Raw genomic sequence first — 16,764 nt, 5'->3', positions numbered from 1 at the left:
ATCTGAAACTGACACGGTTGTCAGCCAGCGGTCACGCTGCCGACCCGGTTCGGCGGCTATAAGATGGAATGACTGACCACCCTCCCCATTGGCCAAGGTGCCCGCACCAATGCGACGTCCGTTCCGCTCTGCCTTGCTTGCCGCCTTGGTACTGCTCATCCTGGTAGCAGCGGGAACTTGGTACACCCAGCGCCAGCCTGCCCCCGCCGCCCGCTCGCAAACGGCCATCCCGGTGCGGGTGGTAACCGTCGTCCAACGGGACGTACCCCGCTACGCCAGCGCCATCGGTTCGGTGCTGTCGCTGCACAGCGTCGAGGTGCGCCCGCAGGTCGAGGGGGTACTGACCCAGGTTCTGGTCAAGGAAGGCCAGTGGGTCAAGCAGGGCGACTTGCTCGCCACCCTCGACGACCGCGCCATACAGGCCCAGCTCGACCAGGCGCGCGCCCTGCTCGGCCAAAGCCAGGCGCAGATCCAGGTGGCGGCAGTGGACTTGCGGCGCTACCGCCTGCTCAGCCGCGATAACGGCGTGTCCAGGCAACAGCTCGACCAGCAACAGGCACTGGTCAACCAGTTGCAGGCCACCGTCAAAGGCAACCAGGCAGCCATCGCCAACGCCCAGGTGCAGCTGTCGTATACCCGAATCCGCTCGCCGGTGACTGGCCGGGTGGGCATTCGCAACGTCGACCCGGGCAACCTGGTACGCACCAGCGACACGCAAGGCTTGTTCAGCGTGACGCAGATCGACCCGATCGCCGTCGAGTTCGCCCTGCCCCAGCAAATGCTGCCAACCCTGCAACGCCTGCTCACGGCACCGGCACCTGCGCTGGTGCAGGCGTACATGGACGCTGACGGCGAACGCAGCCTGCTTGGCGAAGGCCACCTGGCGCTGATCGACAACCAGGTTTCCGCCACCACCGGCACCGTGCGGGTCAAAGCCGAATTCGACAACAAGGACGGCCGCCTGTGGCCGGGGCAACTGGTCACCGTCCGCCTGCGCACCGCCCTGCAGGAAAACGCCCTGGTGGTCCCGCCGCCGGTGTTGCAACGTGGGGTGGACGGGCACTTCGTCTACCGCCTGGACGGCGACAAGGTCACCAGCGTGCCGGTCAAGGTGCTGTACCAGGACAGCGAGCTGAACGTTATTGCCGGGGTCGAGCCGGGTGAGCGCCTGGTGCTCGATGGCCAGTCGCGGCTCAAGCCCGGTTCACGGGTAGAGGTCAGCCCCGCTGCGCCTACAGCCCCGGCCATGGCAGACCAGCGGAGCCAGCCATGAACACGCGCAACGGTGTTTCGGCCTGGTGCATCGACCACCCCATCGCCACCTTGCTGCTGACCTTCGCCCTGGTGCTGTTGGGCGCCATCGCCTTCCCACGGCTGCCGGTGGCCCCCTTGCCCGAGGCCGATTTCCCCACCATTCAGGTGACCGCGCAACTGCCCGGCGCCAGCCCGGAAACCATGGCCTCGTCGGTGGCAACGCCGCTGGAGGTGCAATTCAGTGCCATCCCCGGCATGACCCAGATGACCAGCAGCAGCGCGCTGGGCTCGACCACCCTGGTGCTGCAGTTCACCCTCGACAAGAACATCGACACGGCCGCGCAGGAAGTGCAGGCGGCGATCAACACCGCTACTGCGCGCCTGCCGCAAGACCTGCCCAACCCGCCCACCTGGCGCAAGGTAAACCCGGCCGACAGCCCGGTGCTGGTGATGACAGTCAGCTCCAGCCAGATGCCCGGCAACGACCTCAGCGACTACGCCGAAACCTTGCTGGCTCGGCAGTTGAGCCAGATCGAAGGGGTCGGCTTGATCAACATCACCGGGCAACTGCGCCCGGCGATCCGCGTGCAGGCGCAGCCGGAAAAACTCGCCGCCATCGGCCTGACCCTGGCCGACCTGCGCCAGGCCATTGCGCAAACCAGCCTGAACCTGGCCAAGGGCGCCCTGTACGGCGAACACAGCGTGTCGACCCTGGCCGCCAACGACCAGCTGTTCCACCCCGAGGACTACGCGCAACTGATCGTCTCGTACCGCAACGGTAGCCCGGTGTACCTGCGCGACGTGGCCACGGTCGTCAGCGGCGCGGAAAACGCCTACGTCAAGGCCTGGTCCGGCGACCAGCCGGGGCTGAACCTGGTGATCTTCCGCCAGCCCGGCGCCAATATCGTCGACACCGTGGACCGGGTCATGGCCGCGCTGCCCAAGCTGCAGGAAATGCTGCCGGCCTCGGTAGAGGTGTCGGTGCTGCAGGACCGCACGCAAACCATCCGCGCCTCGCTGCATGAGGTGGAACTGACCTTGATGATCGCCGTGGCGCTGGTCATCGGGGTGATGGCGCTGTTCCTGCGCCAGTGGTCGGCGACGCTGGTGGTATCCAGCGTACTCGGGGTATCGCTGATCGCCAGTTGCGCACTGATGTACGTGCTGGGCTTCAGCCTGAACAACCTGACCTTGGTGGCCATCGTCATTTCCGTGGGTTTCGTGGTGGACGATGCCATCGTGGTGGTGGAGAACATCCACCGCCACCTGGAAGCCGGCGACGACAGCCGTACCGCAGCGCTCAAGGGTGCAGGGGAAATCGGCTTCACCGTGGTCTCGATCAGCCTGTCGCTGATCGCAGCGTTCATCCCACTGCTGTTCATGGGCGGGGTGGTTGGCCGGCTGTTCAAGGAATTCGCCCTGACCGCCACATCCACCATCCTGATTTCAGTGGTGGTGTCGCTGACCCTGGCGCCGACCTTGTGTGCGCTGTTCATGCACCGCCCACCTGACGGGCACCAGGGCGGTTTCGGCGAACGCCTGGTCAACTGGTACGAGCGGGGCCTGGACCGTGCCCTCGCCCACCAGCGCGTGACGCTGGGCATGTTCGCAGTGACCCTGGCGCTGGCGGTCGTGGGCTACGTGGCCATCCCCAAGGGCTTTTTCCCGCTGCAGGACACCGGCTTCATCCTTGGCACCAGCGAGGCGGCCGCGGATGTGTCGTACCCGTCGATGATCGAGAAACATCAGGCGCTGGCGAAAATCATCGGTGCCGACCCGGCGGTGCGCGCGTTCTCGCATTCGGTGGGCGTTACCGGCAGCAACCAGACCATCGCCAACGGCCGTTTCTGGATTGCCCTCAAGCCCCGTGGCGAGCGGGATGTCTCGGCCAGCGAACTGATCGACCGCCTGCGCCCCAAGCTGGCCCAGGTGCCGGGGATCGTGCTGTACATGCGCGCCGGCCAGGACATCAACCTCAGCTCCGGCCCTTCACGCACCCAGTACCAGTACGTGCTCAAGAGCAACGACGCCGAGGCGCTCAACCTCTGGACCCAGCGCCTGACCGAGCGGCTGCGCAACAACCCGGCGCTGCGCGACCTGTCCAATGACCTGCAACTGGGGGCCAGCGTCACGCGCATCGACATCGACCGCCAGGCCGCCGCCCGTTTCGGCCTGACCACTACAGACGTCGACCAGGCACTGTACGACGCCTTCGGCCAGCGCCAGATCAGCGAGTTCCAGACCGACACCAACCAGTACAAGGTCATTCTGGAACTGGATCCGCGCCAGCGTGGTAAAGCCGAGAGCCTCAACTACTTCTACCTGCGTTCGCCCCTGAGCAATGAAATGGTGCCCCTGGCGGCCGTGGCCCATGTGGCGCCGCCCAGCACCGGGCCGCTGTCGATCAGCCACGACGGCCTGTTCCCGGCCGCCAACCTGTCGTTCAACCTGGCCCCGGGCGTGGCCCTTGGCGATGCGGTGAGCATCCTTGAACGCACCCAGCGCGAGCTGGGCATGCCCGATTCGATCAGCGGCAACTTCCAGGGCGCGGCGCAGGCCTTCCAAAGCTCGCTGGCGAGCCAGCCTTGGCTGATCCTGGCGGCACTGGTGGCGGTGTACATCATTCTCGGCGTGTTGTACGAAAGTTTTGTCCACCCACTGACGATCATCTCCACCCTGCCCTCGGCGGGCCTTGGCGCGTTGATCCTGCTGTGGGCCATGGGCCAGGACTTCAGCATCATGGGGCTGATCGGCATCGTGCTGCTGATCGGCATCGTCAAGAAAAACGGCATCCTGCTGATCGACTTTGCCCTGCAAGCCCAGCGCCAGCAGGGCCTTTCACCGGAGCAGGCGATTCATCAGGCCTGTTTGACGCGGTTCCGGCCGATCATCATGACAACCCTGGCCGCGCTGCTCGGCGCGGTACCGCTGATGTTCGGCTTTGGCACCGGCGCCGAATTGCGCCAGCCACTGGGCATTGCCGTGGTCGGCGGCCTGCTGGTGAGCCAGGCGCTGACGCTGTTCACCACCCCGGTCATATACTTGGCCCTGGAGCGCCTGTTCCATCGCCGTCAGGCTGCCCGCGCGGCAGCGCCAAGTGCCAGTTAGGACAAGACCATGCGTGTGCTGATCATCGAAGACGAAGAAAAAACCGCCGACTACCTGCATCGCGGCCTCACCGAGCAAGGCTTCAGTGTGGACCTGGCGCGCGATGGCATCGATGGCCTGCACCTGGCACTGGAGGGCGACTATGCCGTCATTGTGCTGGATGTGATGCTGCCCGGGCTGGACGGCTACGGCGTGCTCCGCGCCCTGCGTGCGCGCAAGCAGACCCCGGTGATCATGCTGACCGCCCGTGAGCGGGTCGAAGACCGTGTCCGTGGCCTGCGCGAAGGCGCCGATGACTACCTGGGCAAGCCATTTTCGTTTCTGGAACTGGTGGCCCGGCTACAGGCACTGACCCGCCGCAGTAGCAGCCATGAGCCCCTGCAGGTTCAGGTGGCCGACCTGTGGATCGACCTGATGGCACGCAAGGCCACGCGGGCCGGCCAGCGCCTGGACCTGACCGCCAAAGAGTTCTCGCTGCTCAGCGTGCTGGCCCGCCGGCAGGGGGAAATCCTGTCGAAGACGGCAATTGCCGAACTGGTCTGGGACATCAATTTCGACAGCGACGCCAACGTGGTCGAGGTCGCGATCAAACGCCTGCGGGCCAAGCTCGACGGGCCGTTCGACCAGAAACTGCTGCACACCATTCGAGGCATGGGTTATGTCCTGGAAAACCGTGCGGGGTAACTCCATTGCGCTGCGTTTGTCGGCGTTGTTCATCCTGGTGGCGTTGGCCGTGTTCCTGCTGATCGGCTCGGCCTTGTATCGCCAGGTCGACCGCAGCCTCGACCTGTTGCCGCAAGCCGAGCTGGAGGCGCGCTTCAGCGTGCTCGAATCCACACTCAACCGCTACGGCACGCCCGAGCACTGGGCCAAGATCATCAACAAGCTGAACCTGCTGAGCGAGGAAGACAAGCGCATCCGTTTCTGGGTGGTCGGTAGCGACCCCGGCTATGAATATGGCAAGCCCAGCGCGCGGGTGCGCCAGTTCGCCGAGGGCGCGCAGGGCATGCGCGACCTGCGCCTGCCGGACCACCCCTACCCGTACAAAGTGCTGGTCAGCGAGCTGCCGGCGCTAGGCCAGCGCCCGCCACTGCGGTTCATGATCGGCATCGACACCGAAACCTTCTGGCAGGCCCAGCACAGCCTGCTGCTGGCGATCATCGGGCTGGCGGTGCTTGGCGTGCTGCTGGCCTCGGTGTTGGGCTACTGGGTCGCGCGCATCGGCTTGCGCCCTTTGCTGGCGCTTTCCAGGGAGGCCCAGGCACTGGCCCCGCCACGCCTGGACGGGCGCCTGCAAACCCAGGCCCTGGCCCCTGAGCTGGCGCAGTTCGCCAGTGCCTTCAACGCCGCGCTCGACCGGGTCAGCCAGGCCTACTCACGGCTGGAGGCGTTCAATGCCGACGTTGCCCACGAGCTGCGTTCGCCGCTGACCAACCTGATCGGCCAGACCCAGGTGGCGCTGACCCGCGGGCGCAGCGCCGAGCACTACTTCGAAGTGCTGCAATCGAACCTGGAAGAGCTGGAGCGCCTGCGCAGCATCATCAACGACATGCTGTTCCTGGCCAGTGCCGACCAGGGCAGCAAAGCCACTGCCCTGACCCAGGCATCGCTGGCCGAAGAGGTGGCGACCACACTCGACTACCTTGACTACATTCTCGAAGACGCGCAAGTCAGCGTCAGCGTCAGTGGCGATGCCCAGGTTCCCATCGAAAAAGCCCAATTGCGCCGGGCGTTGATCAACCTGCTGAACAATGCCGTGCAGCATACGGCGCCGCACCAGGTGATCCAGGTAAGGATCGTCCCCGGGCCGCAGCAGGTCAGCATTGCCGTGAGCAACCCGGGACCTGCGATTGCCGACGAGCACCTGCCGCTGCTGTTCGAGCGTTTCTACCGGGTGGATGCGGCGCGCAGCAACAGCGGGGGCGGGAACCATGGCTTGGGCCTGGCCATCGTCAAGGCAATTGCGCTGATGCATGGCGGGGACGTGTTCGTGCGCAGTGAAGCCGGGGCGAATACATTCGGTATCCAGCTCCCGACCTGTAGGAGCGGCCTTGTGTCGCGATGGGGTGCGAAGCAGCCCCTGGTTCAGTGACAGGGCGGCAATTGCCGGGGCTGCAAAGGCCGCGTCTAGCCTGCGGCTTGCAAACGAAAGCCCTATTGCTTTTTGCGTATATCGTTACCTTTTGCGCAACAGTGCTTATCGCACTTCGCTCTGTATCAAGTGCAATGAAAGGACTAACTTTAGCCCGTCCTCATTAGCACTTGCACAGCAAGAAGGTAGTTTCAAATGTCCAACAGTATGGGTATTGCCAGCGTTTTCGTCCTGTCGTCCCTGTTGTTGTCGCCCCTGGCCATGGCCGAAGAATCGCCGGCGTTCGTCAACCGTAACAGCGAACTCGCCGCCGTGCACCAAGAGGCCCGCGAAAGCGTTGCCGCACATAAGGCCGACGTGATGAAAGATGCTGAACAGACAGCTTCCAAGGCCTCTGTCGATGCCAAAGCCGACAGCTGATCAGGCGCTGTTGTTGCTTCCACTTTCCCTTGGCTACGCCATGGGCACAGCCTGTGCCGATATGTTAGCCTTTTAAAGCCGCTGCTCATCAGCGGCTTTTTTTATGTGCCCGTAACTCTCAGCCCGGCTGTAACGTTTACCCATAAGAAAGACGCACATTCAAAATAAAAACTGCCCCACCGTCAGACCAAAGGAGCTTCTACCGGTGCCTTCCGCGTTTCGTTTCACCCCGTTTTTCATTGCATTGACTGCAACGATCCCTTGCGCCGCCCAGGCAGATGAAGACAAGGCTGATGGCTTCATCGAAGGGTCGTCCTTCAATCTGCATTTGCGCAATGCCTACTTCAACCGCGACAACCACAACGCCGGCGTGCGCGATACCCGCGAGTGGGGCCAGGGCGCAGTAGCGCGGTTCGAGTCGGGCTACACCCCAGGCACGGTCGGTTTTGGCCTGGACGCCCATGCCATGCTGGGCCTGAAGCTCGACGGTGGCGGCGGCCATGCCGGCACCAGCATCCTGCCAGCGCACATCAAGGACGACGGCGAACTGGGTGCTGCGCCGCATTCGTTTTCCACCGCTGGCGCTGCAGTCAAGCTCAAAGCCTTCGACACCGAACTGAAGGCCGGTGACCTGTTCCTCACCAACCCGGTGATTGCCGGCGGCGAAACCCGCATGCTGCCGCAAACCTTCCGCGGTGTGAGCCTGACCAACACCAGCGTCGACGGTTTGCTGCTCGAAGGCGGCCAGGTGAGCTTCACCCACCCGTACAACCAGAGTGGCCACCGCCGCATCGACACCTACTACGGCTCGCTCGACGAACACGACAAGAGCAAGCACCTGAACTGGGCTGGTGCCTCCTGGAGCGGTACGCCGAACATCACCGCCAACCTGTACGCCGCCGAACTGAAGGACATCTGGAACCAGTACTACGCTGATCTCGACTACACCTACGTGGTCAGCGATCTGGTCAGCCTGAACCCCGGTGTGCACTTCTATCACACCCAGGACACCGGCCAGGCCCTGCTGGGCAAGATCGACAACAACACCTACAGCGTGCACTTCACCGTCAACGCCGGGTACCACAGCGTCACCGCCGCCTACCAGCGGGTCAATGGCAACACCCCGTTCGACTACATCAACCTGGGCGACAGCGTGTACCTGGACAACTCGCGCATGTACTCGGACTTCAACGCCCCCAACGAGCGGTCGTGGAAGCTGCAGTACAACTATGACTTCGCAGGTGTCGGCGTGCCTGGCCTGACCAGCTCGCTGTCCTATTCGCGCGGCGAAGCGGACCTGACCAAGGCCACCCAGGACACCACCCATTACGACTACTACCGTGCCGATGGCAAGAACGCCATGCATTGGGAACGCGACCTGGACTTGAAGTACGTGTTCCAGGAGGGTGACCTGAAGGACCTGTCGGTGCTGGTGCGCTATGCCACCCACCGTGGCAGCCAGGGCTATGCCTCGATCGACAGCAACAGCGACAACGATGAACTGCGGGTGATCGTCGATTACCCCGTGAACGTGTTCTGACCCTCGTTTGCAGGCAGCACACCTGAACGCCTGTGGGAGCGGGCATGCCCGCGAACACCGGTGAAGCCGGTGCCATACACCGCAACACTTGCTCCGCGGGCACGCCCGCTCCCACAGGGTTCAGCGTAAATCCAACATGCAGTACAGCGTGATTCCGTCGGACAAATCTTGTCCGACAATCCTTGCTTCCCTAGAATACCGCCGCCGCGAATGGCCCTGCCCCTGCAGTAGCGACCATGCCCACCCAATCCCCGCCTCGAGCATTTTACAGGTCGCACCCCGAGCTGACCCTCAATTTGGGCAGTTGCCTCGCCGTGCTCGCTATCGTGGCGATCGTCAGCTACCTGCTGGCCCGCGAGCGGGACAGCGTCGAGCAGTCGGCCGTGCGTTCAGCCAACAACATCGTGCAACTGATCGAAAGCGACATCCTGCGCAATGCCGAGCTGTACGACCAATCGCTCAAAGGGTTGATCTGGGCCGTTGGGCGCAAGGAGCTTCCGGAAATTCCCGGCCCGTTGCGCCAGCGTCTGCTGTTCAATGAGGCGTTCGTCGACCGCCAACGCGGTGACGTGCTTTGGCTGGACAAGCAAGGCAACGTGGTCGGTGACTCCACCAGCAGCGTGCCGCGCCAGGCCAACTTTGGCGATACCGGGGTCTTCAGGGCGCACCAGCACAATGCTCACCTGGGGCTGCTGGTGGGCCCGCCATTCAAGGCCAAACTGGGTGACCTGGACTGGTGCATCAGCTTCAGCCGGCGTATTTCCGGGCCGCAAGGCGAGTTTGCCGGGGTCGCCGCCGGGGCGCTGCGCCTGTCGTACTTCAACGAGCTGTTCCGGCGCCTGGACATCGGCGACGACAGCAGCATCAGCCTGCTGAACACGGATGGGCAATTGCTCGCCCGGCAAACCTCGCGCCCGGAAACGCTTGAGATCGGTACCAATTTTGCCACTCGGCCGAATTTCAAACGCATTCTCCGCGAGCAGCACGGGAGTTTCACCGCCCCCGCGACCAGTAACGGCCAGCCACGCATGTTCACCTTCGCCCGGGTAGCGCAGTTACCGCTGATCGTGCTGGTGCAGCATTCAGCTGACGAGGTGTTCCAATCGTGGCGCCGTACCGCCACGGTGGTCAGTGTCGCCACGGGCGTATTGTGCATCGGCATCCTCTGGCTCACCTTGCTGCTGGGCCGGGAATTGCGCCGCCGCCACGAAGCCGAACAGGGCTTGGCGACACTGGCAGCAACCGACAGCCTCACCGGCTTGGCAAACCGCCGGCGGCTGGATCAGGTATTGCGGCAGGAGTGGGCGCGGGCGCAGCGCAATCACATGCCGTTGGCGTTGCTGATGGTGGATGTCGACCATTTCAAGGCATTCAACCAGCGCCATGGTCATGCCGGTGGCGACCATGCCCTGCGCGAGGTGGCCAAGGCCATCGAGGCATGCCTGAGACGGCCTGCAGATCTGGCTGCGCGCTACGGCGGGGAGGAGTTTCAGGTAGTACTGCCGGAGACCGACCTGGCAGGTGCTCAAGTAATGGCTGAGCGCATCCGCCGGAGTGTAGAAGAGCTTGTACCGTTTGCCGATGATGCCCGTGGGGTCACGGTCAGCATCGGCATCGGTCTGTCCGGCACCCAGTACGACCTGGCCAGGTTGCTGGGTGCCGCGGACGAGGCCCTCTACCGGGCCAAGGCCAAAGGCCGTAACCGGGTAGAGGGCCCAGAGGCTTAAGAGCGGGCGCGAGCAGCGTTGCGCAGGGCTTTCACCTGGTCGTGATTACGCTGCACGCCTTGCAGCTGCTTCTCCACCAGGGCATAGGTAGTGTCTGAGGCAGTGCGGCCCAGTTTAACCAGCTTCTCACGGGCTTCCTTATAAGCCTTCAGGGCATGGTCCTCGCCGCGCTCCACTTCGTTGAGCACTGCTTCTTCATCCTTGCCGGTGACCATCGACTTAAGGTTGACCCAGCCGCGATGCAGGTCGCCACTGAAGCTGGTAGAGGTTTCCGGGTCGCCACCCAGGCGGCGCACTTCGCTTTGCAGTTCACCGGCCGCATTGGCGCATTCGCCGGCGCGCTGGGCGAAGAACGATTTCAGCTCCGGGTTCTTGACATCATCGGCCGACTCACGAAAACCTTTCTCGCCGTCCTTGCTGTACTCGATCAGGTCGTTCAGTACATCGATCACGTCTTTGTTCGGGTTGCTCATGGTAAAGCTCCTTGGCAGGTGATAGTCATCTGGATAGGAGCAGTGTTCGTGCCAACCTGGAATGATCTTGAATATTCTTTAATATCAACAGCTTAGATAACAACCAGAAAAGCCGGATACCGGTGTTCTGCATGATTACCGCTTGGGCGCTCGTGCAGATTGCAGTATGGTCGGCGCTTCGTCACAACCCGGTCTCTGCTGATGAAACCCGAAACCCTGGAACTGTTGGTGACCCGCACGATGCCCTTCGGCAAATACCAGGGGCGATGCATTGCCGACTTGCCGGGAGACTACCTGGCCTGGTTCGCACGCAAGGGTTTCCCTACGGGGGAACTGGGGGGGGTGCTGGCGTTGATGCATGAGATCGACCATAACGGCCTGGGTGATCTGCTAAAGCCATTGCGGCAGAAGCACGGGTGAACCCGCTCCCTCAGGTGGCCCGCGCACTCTGCAAGCCTGCGAAATTCCTGTAGGAGCGGGCTTACCCGCGAAGAGGCCAGTACTGCCTATACAAACCGCTAGCCTTTAACGGGCGCCACAGCCAGCTCTACCCGCTCACTCTTCTTGATCACGGCATAGACCACCGCCGTGAGCAAACTGCCCGCGACGATCGCCAACAGGTACAGCAGCGCGTGGTTGATCGCATTAGGGATCAGCAGCACGAACAAGCCGCCATGCGGGGCCATCAGCTTGCAGCCGAAGTACATCGACAATGCCCCGGTCAACGCACCACCGGCGACACTGGCCGGAATAACCCGCAGCGGGTCTTTGGCAGCAAACGGGATCGCCCCTTCCGAGATGAAGCACAGCCCCAACGCCAGGGCCGCCTTACCGGCCTCGCGCTCGCTTTGCGCGAACTTGCGCCGGGCAATGAAGGTGGCGATACCCAGGCCGATCGGCGGCACCATGCCCGCCGCCATGGTCGCGGCCATGGGGGCGTAGCTCGACGAGGCCAGCAGCCCCACCGAGAACGCATAGGCGGCCTTGTTGATCGGCCCGCCAAGGTCGACACACATCATGCCGCCCAGCAAAAGCCCCAGCAGAATGGCGTTGGTGGTGCCCATGCTGTCCAGGAAGCGGGTAAGGCCTTCCAGCATGGCTGCAACCGGCTGGCCGACCACGTAGATCATCACCAGGCCGGTGAACAGGCTCGCCAGCAACGGGATGATCAGGATCGGCTTGAGCGCCTCCAGGCTGCTGGGCAAACGAGCCCAGCGGGCGATGGCCTTGGCGCTGTAGCCCGCCAGGAAACCGGCCACGATGCCGCCAATGAAGCCGGCACCCAGGGTGCTCGCCAGCAGGCCACCGATCATGCCCGGCGCCAACCCGGGGCGGTCGGCGATAGACCAGGCAATATAGCCCGCCAGCAGTGGCACCATCAGTTTGAAGGCCGCTTCGCCACCAATCTGCATCAGCGCCGCCGGCAAGGTGCCGGGCTCCTTGTAGGCCTCGATGCCGAACACGAATGACAGCGCGATCAGCAGGCCGCCCGCCACCACCATCGGCAGCATGAACGACACGCCAGTCAGCAGGTGCTTGTACACACCGGTCTTTTCACCCTTGGCGGGCGCGGCCGCCGCGGCATCGGCGCTGTTTTCCACCTTGCCTTCGGCCAAGGCCTTGTCCAGCGTGGCCCGCGCCTGCTTGAGGGCGACCCCAGTACCACAGCGGTAAATACGTTTGCCGGCAAAGCGGGCGGTGGGCACCTCGATGTCGGCGGCCAACAGCACCACATCGGCCTGGGCGATGGCTTCGGCAGACAACGGGTTGCGTGCGCCGACCGAGCCCTGGGTTTCCACGGTGAGCTGGTAGCCCACTTGTTGCGCTGCCTGCTGCAAAGCCTCCGCGGCCATGAAGGTGTGAGCCACACCGGTCGGGCAGGCTGTGACGGCAACAATCTTGACGCCGGCAGAACGCTCTTCCAGCGCCGGCTTGCCTGGCACATCCGTCAGCAAGCGGGCGTTGGCCGCCGCCTCATCGAGGAAACCTTCGCGGTCGGCCAGGGCCTGCGACGGCGTGCTCTGGAACAGGCGCTTGCCGACGAAGCGGGACAGGTCAACCGGGCCGGTGCTGACCACCAGCACCCAGTCGGCCTCGGCGATTTGCGTCGCGCTCAGTTGCCGCTCGGGGTGTTCGGCATCCTGCACCTCGACACTGGTGCTCCAACCGCGCCGCTGGGCTGCGGCAGACAGCAAGCGGGCACTCAGCAAACTCGACACCTGGCCATTAGGGCAGGCGGTGACAATGGCAATGTTCATCGGCAACCCTCTTGTTGTTCTGTCAGTTGCACGGCCGCCTGCAGCCGAGCCAGTTGCTCACGGTCGCAGATGCCGAAGCCAACCTGGGTGACGGCCTGGGCGGCGATGGCGGTGGCCCGGGACAAGGTCTGCGCGGGCGCTTCGCCCTGCAGCAGGCCATGCACCATGCCGGCGACCAGGGAATCCCCTGCCCCCACCGTGCTGGCGACCCGCACCGTGGGCGGGACTGCGTGCAGCACGCGGTCGCGCATGTACCAGCTGACCCCCTGCTCACCCGCCGATACCACCACGTGTTCGATGCCGCTGGCCAACAGGCACTCGGCAGCGGCGCCTTGCTGGGCCTGGGTAACCACTGCCTCGCCGAGCACTTCGCCCAGTTCTTCGGTATTGGGCTTGACCAGCCACGGCGCGCTTTGCAAACCGGCCCGCAAAGCTTCACCGCTGCTGTCCAGGGCCACCTTGAGGCCTTGGGCCTTGAGCTGTTCGAGCAATTGTTGGAACCACTCGGCGCTGACCCCACGCGGCAGGCTGCCGGCCACCACCACCGCATCGTGGCCTGGCGCGACCTGGGCCAGGCGGCTGAGCAAGGCATCGCGCGCCGCCTGGTCCACCAGCGGGCCTTGGCCGTTGATGTCGGTCACGCGGCCATCGGCTTCGACCAGCTTTATGTTGCTGCGGGTTTCACCCGCCACGCGGACAAAGCAGTCGGCGAAGCCGCGGGTTTCGATCAGCGCCTCGAACGGTTGCAGGTTGTCACCCCCGAGGAAGCCGCCCACGGTTACGCTGTGCCCCAGGTCGGCCAGCACCTGGGCGACATTCAGCCCCTTGCCGGCGGCGTGGCTGTGCTGCGCCTGGCTGCGGTTGACTTGCCCTGGGCGCAAGGTGCCCAGGCCGATGGTGAGATCCAGCGCCGGGTTCAGGGTAAGGGTGAGGATCTTGGCCATTCAGTAACGCTCCACCAGCGCGCGTACCGCTGCCGCGCTGTCCTGTTGCAGGGCCTCGCGCGCCAGGGCGCGGGCCGTTTGGTGATCGGCCTGGCGGACCAAGGCCTTGACTTCGGCAATGCTGCGCGCAGCGACGCTGAGTTCATCCACGTCCAGGCCCAGCAACACGGCGACCGCTTGCGGGTCGGCCGCCAGCTCACCGCACACACCTACCCATTTGCCATGGGCATGGGCGGCACGCACCGTCATGTCGATCAGGCTGAGCACCGCCGGGTGCAGGCCGTCGGCCTGGGCCGAGAGGCTTGGGTGGCCACGGTCGATGGCCAGGGTGTACTGCGTCAGGTCGTTGGTGCCGATGCTGAAAAAGTCCACTTCGCGGGCCAGCTGTGGCGCCAGCAGGGCTGCCGAGGGGACCTCGACCATGATGCCCAGTTGCAGGTCGGCGACCGGGATTTCGGCACGCAAACGCTCGACCATGGCCCGCGCCTCACGCCATTCGTGCACCTGGCCGACCATGGGGAACATGATACGCAGCGGCCGCTGGTCGGCGGCCCGCAGCAACGCACGCAACTGGTCTTCCATGAGGTGCGGGCGCTGCAGGGTCAAGCGCACGCCGCGCACGCCAAGGAACGGGTTTTCTTCGGCTGCAATCGGCCAATACGGCAACGGTTTGTCACCGCCGACATCCAGGGTACGCACTACCAGCGGCCGCCCGTCCAGGCCATCGAGCACACGGCGGTACTCGGCCTCCTGGGTGGCCACGTCCGGCGCTTGAGGGTGCGCCATGAAAATCAGCTCGGTGCGCAACAGGCCCACGCCCTCGGCACCTTGGTCCACCACCTTGGCGATGCCAGTGCTTTCGCCGATGTTGGCAAACACCTCGACTGCATGCCCATCACGGGTAACCGCGGGCTCGAAACGGCTGGCCCAGGCAGCCTGCAAACGCTGCTCGCGCTGGTCGCGCTCGGCCAGCGCGCGTTGCAGTTCATCGGCCGGCGGCGCCACGCTGACCGTACCGCGCTGGCCATCGAGCAGCAGCGGTGTACCGCTTTGCAGCAGCAGTATCGCGGCCCCTGCGCCAACCACGGCGGGGATACCCAGGGCCCGGGCGACGATGGCGCTGTGCGCGGTCGCGCCGCCCTGGGCGGTGACGATACCGGCCACCCGGCCCGGGTCCAGCCGTGCGACATCGGAGGGGCCCACTTCGGTCATGACCAGCACGTAGGGCTGCTCGGGTTCCACTTGCGCCTGCACCCCGCACAACTGCGCCAGCACGCGACGGCCCACGTCACGCAGGTCGGCGGCGCGCTCAGCTAGCAAGGCATCGTGCAAGGCCTCCTGCTGGCGGGCCGCGGCCTCGATCACCGCCATCCACGCGGCGGCGGCGCTCTCGCCTTGGGCCAGGCGCTGTTCGACATCGTCGGTCAGGGCGGGGTCGGCAAGCATCTCCTGGTGGGTGACGAAAATCTCGCCAATGGCTTTGTCGCTGCGCTGCACCAGCGCCTGCAGTTCACTGCTCACGACCGCCAGGGCGTCGCGCAGCTTCTGCCGCTCCTGCGTGCACGACTCGCCACGCAGGGGGTAGTCGAACTCGCGCTCGACACACACGTGCGCGGGGCCGCTGGCGATGCCTGGGGCGGCGCCCACGCCTTGAATGCGGCTCCCGGCCGGTGGCGCTTGTACCACCTCGGGCGCGGCCTCCGGTTCAGCGCTGGTGCCCTGTGGCAGCGGCTCGACTTCCTCGCCCAGGCCCTGCTCGATGGCGGCCAGCAACGCTGGCAAGGCATCGGCGGCAACCGCGGGTTCGGCCAGCAATTCCAGCACCTGGCCACGGCGGGCGCCCAGGCTGAGCAGCTTGCTCAGGCTCTTCACCGACACCGCTGGCTGGGCGCTGTCGGCCAGGCGCACGCGGATGTCCCCTTCAAAGCCTTTGGCCAGTTGCGCCAGCACTTTGGCCGGGCGGGCATGCAGCCCATGCGGGTTGGCCAGCACCACGCGGGCGCAGGGCCAGTCTGGCGGCGCCTCGCCTCCCAGAACCTCCAGCACCGCACGGCTACTGGTGGCCTGGTAGAGCGTCTGCCCGCGGCCTTCGATCAGCACTTCGCACAGCCGCTCCAGCAAGGCCTGGTGGGCCGCGCCGAGGCTGGCCAGGCAAAACAGGCCATTGAGCGGCTGGTCACGGTAGCGCAGCGGCTGTTGCGGGGTGACGAAGGCCAGGCCTGGCTGGCGCACCTGGCGCTCGCTGTGCAGCCACCACAGGCCTTCGCCCAGCGGCAGCGGCTCGGCCTGCTGCAGCACGGCGGCAAAACCGCTGTCGACGCAGTCGGCGCGCTGCAACAGCCGGGCCCCACGCCAGGCCAGCTCGTCGAAGTCTTCGGCCGGCAGGTTCAGGCCGACCAGTTGCGCATCCAGGGCCAGCGCTTGCGGCGCGCCTTGCAGCAGCTTGAGCAACGCCTCGGCGGAGCTGGCGCGGCGCAGCGCTTCGGCCAGGTCGGTTTCGCCCAGCGCACGGGTCAGCAGTTGCAGCAGGCGCAGGTGTTCATCGGAACGCGCAGCGATGCCGATGGCCAGGTAGACCATCTGCCCATCACCCCAGTCCACCCCTTCAGGGAACTGCAACAGGCGTACGCCGGTGGCATACACCAGGTCACGGGTTTGCGGCGTACCATGGGGAATGGCGATGCCCTGGCCAAGGAAGGTAGAGCCTTGCGCCTCACGGGCTTGCAGCCCTTGCAAGTACCCTTCGGCAACCAGGCCATCGGTAACCAGCCGGTCGGCCAGCAGGCGCAAGGCCTCAGCCTTGTCGGCTGCCGTCTGACCCATGGCTATCTGCTCCTTGGCGAGCTCGAGCATGACCTTCTCCTTATGCAGTTCCCGTTGGGGTACTGGAGTATTGTTGTGAAATTCACGTAACGGCCAGCGGCGGGCTGCAGGCCTCGAGCTGCGCG

At 64.9% G+C, this 16,764-nt stretch carries 12 protein-coding genes; 8 read left to right on the top strand and 4 right to left on the bottom strand.

The window, feature by feature from the left end:
- The first annotated feature begins 109 nt into the window (after positions 1 to 109).
- The 7 genes from QME24_RS13515 (at position 110) to QME24_RS13485 (ending at position 10,141) form a co-directional block, all read left to right on the top strand.
- The gene (locus QME24_RS13515; RefSeq protein WP_192441694.1) at positions 110 to 1,273 is read left to right on the top strand and encodes an efflux RND transporter periplasmic adaptor subunit; all 1,164 of its coding nucleotides are present in this window, start codon (positions 110 to 112) and stop codon (positions 1,271 to 1,273) included.
- On the top strand, positions 1,270 to 4,362 hold the full coding sequence (locus QME24_RS13510; RefSeq protein WP_054881693.1) for a multidrug efflux RND transporter permease subunit: 3,093 nt from the start codon (positions 1,270 to 1,272) through the stop codon (positions 4,360 to 4,362). The genes QME24_RS13515 and QME24_RS13510 overlap by 4 nt, the downstream gene beginning before the upstream one ends.
- 9 nt (positions 4,363 to 4,371) lie before the next feature.
- Positions 4,372 to 5,046, top strand: coding sequence for a heavy metal response regulator transcription factor (locus tag QME24_RS13505; protein ID WP_054881694.1), 675 nt, complete (start codon positions 4,372 to 4,374; stop codon positions 5,044 to 5,046).
- Positions 5,021 to 6,454 carry a heavy metal sensor histidine kinase gene (locus tag QME24_RS13500; RefSeq protein WP_192441691.1) on the top strand — a complete coding sequence of 478 codons (1,434 nt, stop codon included), beginning with the start codon at positions 5,021 to 5,023 and terminating at the stop codon, positions 6,452 to 6,454. The genes QME24_RS13505 and QME24_RS13500 overlap by 26 nt, the downstream gene beginning before the upstream one ends.
- 195 nt (positions 6,455 to 6,649) lie before the next feature.
- The gene (locus QME24_RS13495) at positions 6,650 to 6,874 is read left to right on the top strand and encodes a hypothetical protein (RefSeq protein WP_029888076.1); all 225 of its coding nucleotides are present in this window, start codon (positions 6,650 to 6,652) and stop codon (positions 6,872 to 6,874) included.
- Positions 6,875 to 7,079: 205 nt separating this feature from the next.
- Complete coding sequence (locus QME24_RS13490; protein WP_281690863.1) at positions 7,080 to 8,414, top strand: OprD family porin; 1,335 nt, start codon at positions 7,080 to 7,082, stop codon at positions 8,412 to 8,414.
- 236 nt (positions 8,415 to 8,650) lie between these two features.
- Complete coding sequence (locus QME24_RS13485; RefSeq protein ID WP_235768508.1) at positions 8,651 to 10,141, top strand: sensor domain-containing diguanylate cyclase; 1,491 nt, start codon at positions 8,651 to 8,653, stop codon at positions 10,139 to 10,141.
- Here the strand turns inward: QME24_RS13485 and QME24_RS13480 are convergent.
- Positions 10,138 to 10,614 carry a PA2169 family four-helix-bundle protein gene (locus QME24_RS13480; RefSeq protein WP_009682712.1) on the bottom strand — a complete coding sequence of 159 codons (477 nt, stop codon included), beginning with the start codon at positions 10,612 to 10,614 and terminating at the stop codon, positions 10,138 to 10,140. The two genes, QME24_RS13485 and QME24_RS13480, sit on opposite strands and share 4 nt — an antisense overlap.
- A gap of 201 nt (positions 10,615 to 10,815) precedes the next feature.
- Between QME24_RS13480 and QME24_RS13475 the strand changes: the two genes are divergently transcribed.
- Positions 10,816 to 11,034, top strand: a complete 219-nt coding sequence (locus QME24_RS13475) for a DUF3820 family protein (protein ID WP_281690862.1) — start codon at positions 10,816 to 10,818, stop codon at positions 11,032 to 11,034.
- Positions 11,035 to 11,132: 98 nt separating this feature from the next.
- On the opposite strand, the gene QME24_RS13470 is transcribed toward QME24_RS13475, so the two are convergent.
- Genes QME24_RS13470 through ptsP form a run of 3 tightly spaced genes read right to left on the bottom strand, consistent with a single transcriptional unit; the run spans position 11,133 to position 16,669 of the window.
- Positions 11,133 to 12,872 carry a PTS fructose-like transporter subunit IIB gene (locus QME24_RS13470; RefSeq protein WP_009682710.1) on the bottom strand — a complete coding sequence of 580 codons (1,740 nt, stop codon included), beginning with the start codon at positions 12,870 to 12,872 and terminating at the stop codon, positions 11,133 to 11,135.
- Positions 12,869 to 13,816: a 1-phosphofructokinase gene (gene pfkB, locus QME24_RS13465; RefSeq protein WP_281690861.1), complete on the bottom strand. Its 948-nt coding sequence runs from the start codon at positions 13,814 to 13,816 to the stop codon at positions 12,869 to 12,871. The genes QME24_RS13470 and pfkB overlap by 4 nt, the downstream gene beginning before the upstream one ends.
- Positions 13,817 to 16,669 carry a phosphoenolpyruvate--protein phosphotransferase gene (gene ptsP / locus QME24_RS13460; RefSeq protein ID WP_281690860.1) on the bottom strand — a complete coding sequence of 951 codons (2,853 nt, stop codon included), beginning with the start codon at positions 16,667 to 16,669 and terminating at the stop codon, positions 13,817 to 13,819. It lies immediately after the preceding gene.
- Between the last annotated feature and the right edge of the window lie 95 nt (positions 16,670 to 16,764).

This window comes from Pseudomonas sp. PARCl1 (genome assembly GCF_947311875.1).
In the GTDB taxonomy this organism is placed as follows: Bacteria; Pseudomonadota; Gammaproteobacteria; order Pseudomonadales; family Pseudomonadaceae; genus Aquipseudomonas; species Aquipseudomonas juntendi.
The sequence above is the reverse complement of the archived record's forward strand: the minus strand, read 5'-3'. Positions and strand labels throughout refer to the sequence as shown.

Coding starts and splice junctions, on each gene's coding strand:
- QME24_RS13515 (WP_192441694.1), top strand. CDS start 110: ATGCGACGTCCGTTCCGCTCTGCCTTGCTTGCCGCCTTGGTACTGCTC.
- QME24_RS13510 (WP_054881693.1), top strand. CDS start 1,270: ATGAACACGCGCAACGGTGTTTCGGCCTGGTGCATCGACCACCCCATC.
- QME24_RS13505 (WP_054881694.1), top strand. CDS start 4,372: ATGCGTGTGCTGATCATCGAAGACGAAGAAAAAACCGCCGACTACCTG.
- QME24_RS13500 (WP_192441691.1), top strand. CDS start 5,021: ATGTCCTGGAAAACCGTGCGGGGTAACTCCATTGCGCTGCGTTTGTCG.
- QME24_RS13495 (WP_029888076.1), top strand. CDS start 6,650: ATGTCCAACAGTATGGGTATTGCCAGCGTTTTCGTCCTGTCGTCCCTG.
- QME24_RS13485 (WP_235768508.1), top strand. CDS start 8,651: ATGCCCACCCAATCCCCGCCTCGAGCATTTTACAGGTCGCACCCCGAG.
- QME24_RS13480 (WP_009682712.1), bottom strand. CDS start 10,614: ATGAGCAACCCGAACAAAGACGTGATCGATGTACTGAACGACCTGATC.
- QME24_RS13475 (WP_281690862.1), top strand. CDS start 10,816: ATGAAACCCGAAACCCTGGAACTGTTGGTGACCCGCACGATGCCCTTC.
- QME24_RS13470 (WP_009682710.1), bottom strand. CDS start 12,872: ATGAACATTGCCATTGTCACCGCCTGCCCTAATGGCCAGGTGTCGAGT.
- pfkB (WP_281690861.1), bottom strand. CDS start 13,816: ATGGCCAAGATCCTCACCCTTACCCTGAACCCGGCGCTGGATCTCACC.
- ptsP (WP_281690860.1), bottom strand. CDS start 16,669: ATGCTCGAGCTCGCCAAGGAGCAGATAGCCATGGGTCAGACGGCAGCC.